The sequence below is a fragment of the Sulfitobacter sp. genome, from assembly GCF_041552635.1.
Classification (GTDB): Bacteria; Pseudomonadota; Alphaproteobacteria; order Rhodobacterales; family Rhodobacteraceae; genus Sulfitobacter.
This window is the reverse complement of the sequence record NZ_JBFEKM010000031.1, coordinates 20718-28435: the sequence shown is the minus strand read 5'-3', so window position 1 is coordinate 28435 and position 7718 is coordinate 20718. Positions and strand designations below refer to the sequence as shown.

Annotated in this window: 7 protein-coding genes; 5 read left to right on the top strand and 2 right to left on the bottom strand. The window is 59.2% G+C overall.

The window, feature by feature from the left end; genetic code table 11:
- Positions 1-310 (top strand): hypothetical protein (locus ABYT07_RS05595; RefSeq protein WP_372990032.1); only part of this gene is annotated, 310 nt, incomplete at its 5' end.
- A gap of 12 nt (positions 311-322) precedes the next feature.
- Here the strand turns inward: ABYT07_RS05595 and ABYT07_RS05590 are convergent.
- Positions 323-1417 carry a Hint domain-containing protein gene (locus ABYT07_RS05590; protein WP_372990031.1) on the bottom strand — a complete coding sequence of 365 codons (1095 nt, stop codon included), beginning with the start codon at positions 1415-1417 and terminating at the stop codon, positions 323-325.
- A 3-nt stretch (positions 1418-1420) separates the two neighbouring features.
- Positions 1421-3001, bottom strand: a complete 1581-nt coding sequence (locus ABYT07_RS05585; RefSeq protein WP_372990029.1) for a Hint domain-containing protein — start codon at positions 2999-3001, stop codon at positions 1421-1423.
- 272 nt (positions 3002-3273) lie between these two features.
- On the opposite strand from ABYT07_RS05585, the gene dapE reads away from it, so the two are divergent.
- Genes dapE through rnr form a run of 4 tightly spaced genes read left to right on the top strand, consistent with a single transcriptional unit; the run spans position 3274 to position 7708 of the window.
- Positions 3274-4419: a succinyl-diaminopimelate desuccinylase gene (gene dapE / locus ABYT07_RS05580; protein ID WP_372990027.1), complete on the top strand. Its 1146-nt coding sequence runs from the start codon at positions 3274-3276 to the stop codon at positions 4417-4419.
- Positions 4416-4838, top strand: coding sequence for a GNAT family N-acetyltransferase (locus ABYT07_RS05575; protein WP_372990025.1), 423 nt, complete (start codon positions 4416-4418; stop codon positions 4836-4838). Before dapE ends, ABYT07_RS05575 begins: the two co-directional genes overlap by 4 nt.
- Positions 4835-5434: a TIGR04282 family arsenosugar biosynthesis glycosyltransferase gene (locus ABYT07_RS05570; protein ID WP_372990024.1), complete on the top strand. Its 600-nt coding sequence runs from the start codon at positions 4835-4837 to the stop codon at positions 5432-5434. Before ABYT07_RS05575 ends, ABYT07_RS05570 begins: the two co-directional genes overlap by 4 nt.
- A gap of 6 nt (positions 5435-5440) precedes the next feature.
- Positions 5441-7708: a ribonuclease R gene (gene rnr, locus ABYT07_RS05565; protein WP_372990023.1), complete on the top strand. Its 2268-nt coding sequence runs from the start codon at positions 5441-5443 to the stop codon at positions 7706-7708.
- Positions 7709-7718: the final 10 nt, after the last annotated feature.

The window sequence follows — 7718 nt, the reverse complement described above, 5'->3', positions numbered from 1 at the left end:
GTCCCGCCAGCAGGTTTATACCCTTCTGGTCGAGATTGGCCGAAAAGAAGGCGACGGCTTGCCTGACAAGGCGACCGGCGCTGCGCTGATGTGCTTTGCCTCTGGCATAGACGAGGCCGAAGCCGTGCGCGAAACCGTCGCTATACTTAAGCAGGCGGATACCAATCCGTTGGATGTCAGCGGCTACGGCACCTTGGCTGAACGCGAGGCCGAAGGACACGAGATCGACGATGAAGAACGTGCCTTGATGGCGCGCGCACTGGACGAGAATTCGGTGATCATCGCCCAGATGACGCCGTTCTTCGACTGATACGACGTTCGGTCAGGCCGCGCGACGACTGGCAAGGGTAATGGCCTCGAACCATTTCAGAACTGAATGCGCGGGCTGCCCATGCTCTGGCAGCAAATTGCGGTCTTCGCCGGCCAACACGCTACTGGCCAGTTGCACAGGCTGACGGCGCAAGCGGCCGATATAAAGACTTTCGACCGGAGTTCCGGCGGCCAGCATGGTTTCATGGGCGGGCAGCACCAATTGGGTGTAGGTGATTGTCTGGCCGCTGGTCTCACGCAAGGCGGCAAAGCCGTTGACCAGATGGCGTGCAGGGATCAGCACGGCCTCTTTGCTGAAAAGATATTCAACCTCTGGCCCGTCGATGACCAGCCGTTGGTCCGGGGCGACGATAATATCCTGTTGCAGCCCGAAATAAGGCGCACGCAACCGAATGGGAGCATAGCTGCCCCGTGCCGGAACTGTGCGCGACACCCGCTGCAACACAGGCACAACGCCCGCGCCTTCGGTCATCACCGTATCGCCACGCTGCAAATGCGATGCGGGTTTATAGCCCCAAGGGGTGGCCAGCGGCGTAGATGGCAACAGCGACGGCATCGGTCCCAAGGGTTCAACCTTGTTCGACAGCGCGGCAAAGATCACGTCTTTGGCGAATGTCTGATCTCCGCGCCCCAACATCATGTTACGCAGATCCTCGATGGCGATGGGTTTGGGGTTCGGGACGGGCACCGTGACCGTGCGGTTGCTTTCCGGTTGCTCAAGGGCCAGACGCCCCCATTTTGCGGCACTGTCCCACGAATAGGTGATGCGGAGCACATCGCTGCGCCCGCTGTCCTCGTATTGGATCGCGGCATGGGTGATATCGCTGCCTTGCACCTGAACCAAGGCAATACCACCGCCGGGGATGGCCTGAAATGTCAGGCTGCGCAGCCATGGATAGATCGATTTATACCCCAAAAGCAGCTGCGGCCTACCATCGGGGGATTGCCGTGTCTCGAACATGATGCTGCCCGAGGCCAGTAAATCATCGGGCCGGGTACCGCATACGGGGGCATCTTGTTGGTCTATGCCAAGCCCAAGGATGGAAAAGCGCCGGTCGTCGTGATCTGAGATGGAAAGCCACGTCATCGGTCAGGCCACCATACCGGATTGCAAAATTTCAGCCTCGTAACGCTTGAGAGCAAGTCGTGCCGTGGGCGAATAGCCGGTGCCGGTTTCACGGTCGATTTCGGGAAAGATCGCGCAGATTTCATCGACGATCTCGGGTTCGAAACTATCGCGTGTCTGGGGGCCGGGCAAAAAGCTTTCGGTCGCGAGCCCTTCGGAAAAGACGACCTGATGGCGGTCAAACATCAGGTGGACATATTTGACCTCACCGCCTTCGCGGCGGGTCACGGACCGGTCGTTGACCAGATCCCGTGCGGCGACCAGGACCTCGGCTTCTCCGAACAGGATTTCGGCAAGGCTGTCGCGGATCAGGACGCGGTGCAACGGCGACACCAGCAGATCACGGTGTGCGCCAAAGGTGCCTGCACGAATATGGATGGGTGCGAACTTGCCGGTTGCCGCGACAGTCCGGCTGCCGATCCAGCGCAAGGGCTGCGGGCCGTCATCCTGTGTCAGCACCAAGTCACCCGGCATCAGCGTTTCGGCAGCGCGTTCACCATCCGGCGTGGCGATCAGGGTGCCCGCGACAAAACAGGGTACCGATGTCGCAGTGACCATCCCGATATCGGTGTCGGTGCCATCTGTGATCGTATAGGTGAAGTTAAAGTTTTCGGTGTCGCCGTCCCCTTCGATGCTAAGCGTGCCATTGCTGTTCAAGGTCACGAACTGACCCGTCGGCAACTGGATTTGCGCCCCGATCGCCGCAGGCTGTCCGTTGATATGGGTGATGGTCAAAAGGCTTGAGTTCGAAGAGACGTCATTGCCAACTACGTCGATCACCTTGGTGCCGTTTGGATAGACCGACACATCGTCAGTGACCGCAATCAAGGCGGTTTGAACGGAATTTGCCGCGATCATCAGATTGGAATCGTATCCTGTATCGCTGACGTCGGCGATGGCGATACGCATCGTGTTGGGTATGTTGGGGATGACGTTCATGGTCAGCGTCATTGTAATGGTAAAGCCGTCCATCTCGGTGTTGTAGGCATCATTCGTGTTGTTGACGAACATGTTGATGTTGTTGGACGTGTTGATGTTGCCCGGATCCATATCGCCGTTCCCGACGGCAAGCTGCACCTCTTGGCCATTGATCCAGACACCAAAGAAATCCTGATAGATCGAGTTTTGGAATTCCGGATATTCTTCGGAAGAAAAGACGAATTGCATCGTCATCAGATCGCTGTCGGGGGTAAAGTTAACGTCCAGAATAGATGCGTCATAGGTGCGCGTACCAGCAGCAGCATTTAGCTGGGCATCATTATTGACACCCGACGTGTTGGTCGAGGTAGAGTCGCTTCTGTTCGACGACCCTCTGGAGTTGGTGAAGTCCTGCGCATTGCCCGTCGACATGATGATGCCGCTGTCGCCGGGGGCAACACCGGGCATCAGCGTATCGGCGTTCGAATAGGTCCCCGCGCTGTCGATATCACCGCTGTAGGTCGCGCTGTTCACGGTCACACCATTGCCGAATATGGATTCCGCCAGATTGATCGCGTTTGTACCTTCACGCATTGTCTCAATAGGAAGTTCTGATGCTGCTACCATGCGTCTTGCCCCAAAAATTGGTCGAGACAGCACAGATCAGCGTGACCCTTCACGGAATGATCCCGCGCGTGGTCTTTTGTTTTTATGGTTCGGAGGACCCGGTTTTCCGGTGTCGCGCCTGCTGATGCCCTGCCTCGGGTCGAATTATTAACAACAGCCTAGCACGGAATTTTCTGGACGGGTACGGTTTTCATTGCACACCCCCTTGGCACCGCGCTTTTTTCGCCACAAGTGTTGGGGGAACAACCAGTTTTACCCATCAGGAGCCTGCTATGCCCGCTACGGACCCCGTCGACCTTACAGCCAGATTGGTGCAATGCCCCTCTGTTACCCCTGCGGATGCGGGGGCGTTGGACATTTTGCATGATTTGCTAAGCGGCGCAGGGTTTGAGTGCGCCTGGGCGGATCGCGGCGGTATCCGCAACCTGTTCGCGCGCTGGGGCAACAAGGGAAATACGCGGTGTTTTGGCTTCAACGGACATACCGACGTAGTGCCCATCGGCAATGAGGCCGACTGGAGCTTTGCGCCGTTCGGTGCCGAAATCAAAGACGGTGTGATGTATGGCCGTGGCACGACGGACATGAAATCGGGCGTTGCCGCCTTTGCCGCCGCTGCGGTGGATTTCGTGCGCGACACGCCCCCCGACGGGTCGATCGTGCTGGCCATCACCGGTGACGAGGAAGCCGAAGGTATCGACGGCACGCTTGCCCTGCTGGACTACATGGAAAAGGCGGGCGAACGGATGGATGTTTGTCTGGTCGGTGAACCAACCTGCCCCAACAAGATGGGCGAAATGATCAAGATCGGGCGACGCGGGTCGTTGAACGCACATTTCCGGGTGATCGGCAAACAGGGCCATGCCGCCTATCCGCACCGCGCCAATAACCCGCTGCCAGCGATGATGCGGCTGATGGATCAGCTTGCCTCGCATGAACTGGACGCGGGGACCGATCATTTTGACCCGTCCACGTTGGCGATTGTCACCGTTGATACGGGCAACCCTGCAACGAATGTCATCCCGGCAGAATGCCGCAGTACGGTCAATATCCGCTTCAATGACACCCATTCGGGCGCAAGTCTGACCGCATGGCTTGAAGAGCAGGCAGCCGCCATCGCAGACAGCTTTGGCGTGCAGATCGACCTGAGCGTGAAAATTTCTGGCGAAAGCTTTATCACGCCGCCGGGCGCTTTGTCCGACATGGTGTCCAAAGCCGTCGCAGCCGAGACTGGCGTAACCCCTGAATTGTCAACGAGCGGAGGCACGTCGGATGCGCGTTTCGTGAAAAACCACTGCCCTGTGGTCGAATTCGGCCTTGTCGGGCAATCAATGCATGCGGTCGATGAGAACGTAGAAGTGGCGCAAATCCATCAGCTCAAGGCGATCTATACCCGCATCCTAAAGGACTATTTCGCATGACCTTTATCATCAGACAGACCGAAGATCTGGCCAGTTGCCATCTGCTGCGGCGCATCGTTTTCATCGAAGAACAAAGCGTGCCAGAGGCGGACGAACTTGACGATCTTGATGGCACATCGATCCATTTTCTGGCTTCGCAGAAAGACATCCCAATCGGCACTGCGCGTATGCAGATCAACGGCGATACGGCCAAGATCGGTCGCGTGTGTGTTCTGGTCGCCCATCGCGGCACCGGCTTGGGGGCTGCCCTGATGCGCGCTGCGGTGGATGAGGCGCGCCAACAGGATGGCGTCGCGTTCGTCAAGCTCAGCTCTCAGGTGTCGGCGATCGGGTTTTATGAAAAGCTGGGATTTGTGGCGCAAGGGCCAGTCTATGACGACGCGGGCATTGACCATCGCGATATGGTGCTGCCGCTTTGATGCAAACCTTGGTCATCATGGTCAAGGAACCGCGTCCCGGCAGGGTCAAAACGCGTTTGGGCCGGGATCTGGGGATGACCGCAGCCGCGTGGTGGTTTCGCCACCAAAGCCGTGCTTTGATCCGGCGGGTGCAAGACCCACGCTGGCAGGTGGTGCTGGCGGTTGCGCCGGACCAGGCGGGTCTGACCAGTCGCGTCTGGCCTGCGCATCTGCCGCGCTGGCCGCAAGGGCGGGGTGATCTGGGCGACCGCATGGGCCGTATGCTGCGCGCCGCTGCACCCGGTCCGGTCTGCGTGATCGGTGCTGATATTCCGGGGATCAGGCCTGCGCATATCGCGGAGGCATTCCGCGCTTTGGGTAACCACGACGCTGTTTTCGGGCCTGCGCCTGACGGGGGCTATTGGCTGGTCGGGCTAAAGCGGGCGCGCCCTGTGCCACCGACCCTGTTTGCCAATGTGCGTTGGTCAACGCAGCATGCGCTGGCCGATACGATCGCAACCTTGCCGGATCACCGTATCGCACGTATCGCAACCTTGAACGACGTAGATACAATTGACGATTTGCCCATGACGAAGCGGGGTCCGCGTGCTACCTGACACAGCATGAGTAAAATACCTTCCAAGCCAGAAATTCTCGATTGGATCACCGCCAATCCCACTCTGACCGCCAAGCGTGACATCGCCAAGGCCTTCGGGATCAAGGGGGCCGCGCGGATTGATCTGAAACGCGTGCTGAAAGAGCTTGAGGATGAAGGGCATCTGGAAAAGCGCAAGCGCAGCTATCAAGATCCCGACCGTCTGCCGCCTGTGTCTGTCTTGCAGATCACCGGGCCCGATGCTGACGGCGATCTTTTTGCCAAACCTATGGAATGGCAGGGTGCGGGCAAGGAGCCCGTCGTTTTGGTGATTCCCCGCGCCTCTGATCCTGCATTGGGTGCGGGCGACCGGATTCTGGCGCGGCTGACGCTGGTCACAGCCGAGGACCATCACTACGAAGCGCGGCTGATCCGGCGGATCGGTGCGAACCCGCAGCGTGTCTTGGGCGTCTTTCGTCTGAGGGCCGAAGGCGGTCGTATCATCCCCATAGACAAAGGCAGCGACAAGGAATGGATCGTTGCCGCCGATGCGATGTACGGTGCCAAGGATGGCGAATTGGTCGAAGCCGAACTTGCCGGTCCAAAAGGGCGCATGGGTCTGCCCCGTGCGCGGATTGTTGACCGGCTGGGCGACCCGTCTGCGCCCAAGGCGGTGTCGCTGATTGCCATTCACCAGCACGGCATTCCTGATGCATTCCCTGATGATGTGATCGCACAGGCCGATGCGGCATCGCCGGTTGGATTGAAGGGCCGCGAAGACCTGCGTGATTTGCCGCTGATTACGATCGACCCGTCGGATGCGCGCGACCATGATGACGCGTGCTTTGCCCACGCGGACGAAGACCCCAAGAACGAGGGCGGGCATGTGATCTGGGTCGCGATTGCGGATGTGGCAGCCTATGTCACGCCCGGATCGGCGCTGGACCGCGAGGCGCGCAAGCGGGGGAATTCGACCTATTTCCCGGACCGTGTGGTGCCGATGTTGCCCGACCGTCTGTCTGGTGATTTGTGTTCTCTGCACGAAGGCGTGCCGCGCGCCTGTATTGCCGTGCGGATGGTGCTGGATGCCGACGGGCAAAAGATCAGCCACCGCTTTCATCGCGGGCTGATGCGGTCGCCCGCGTCACTCCATTACGAAGAAGTGCAAGACGCCATTGACGGTCGCCCCAATGACCGGACCGGCCCTTTGTTGGAACCTGTCCTCAAGCCCATTTATGCCGCCTATGAAGCGCTGAAAAATGCGCGCGCACAGCGGCAGCCGCTTGATCTGGACCTGCCTGAACGCCGCATCGAACTGGACCCGGACGGCACGGTCAAATCGGTCAATTTCAAGGACCGTCTGGATGCCCACAAGCTGATCGAGGAATTCATGGTGCTGGCCAATGTCGCCGCCGCTGAAACCTTGCTTGAAAAGAAAACACCGCTTCTGTTCCGCATTCACGAAGAACCGTCGCCCGCAAAGCTGGATGCGCTGCGCGAGACGGCGCAGGCGTCGGGATACACCTTGGCCAAGGGGCAGGTGCTGCACACGCGGCATTTGAATAAGTTGCTGAACGATGCGGCGGGCACTGACGACGCGGAACTGATCAACATCTCGACCTTGCGGTCGATGACGCAAGCCTATTACGGCCCTGCACATATCGGGCATTTCGGGTTGGCGCTGCGGTCTTACGCGCATTTCACCTCTCCGATCCGGCGTTATGCCGATCTGGTGGTGCATCGCGCGCTGATCACGGCCCATGGTTGGGGCAAGGACGGCCTAAGCCCCCATGACATCGAAGACATGGAACAAACCGGCGCACATATTTCCACCACCGAACGCCGGTCGATGGTGGCCGAACGGGACACGACCGACCGCTACCTGGCGTCCTATCTGTCCGAACGCGTGGGCAATGAATTTTCCGGCAGGATCAGCGGTATCGCGCGTTTCGGTGCCTTTGTGAAACTGGATGAAACCGGCGCTGACGGCCTGTTGCCCATGCGGTCCTTGGGTCGTGAATATTTTCACTTTGACCAAGAGGCTGGCACGCTGATGGGGTCGGATACCGGACTGATGATCAGCATCGGCCAGCGCGTCACCGTGCGCCTGACCGAAGCTGTCCCTGTCACGGGCGGCATCGCGCTAGAGCTGCTGACCTTGGAAGGGAACGCATTGCCCCAAGGTGGGCGTGGAGGGCGCGGACCTGCAGGGCGGACCAACCCCAAGCGCAAGGCAACCAAGGCCAAACGCAAGTCCGATAAGGTTAAACGCAAGGTGAAACGTACTCGGCAATAGGGCGCGCATC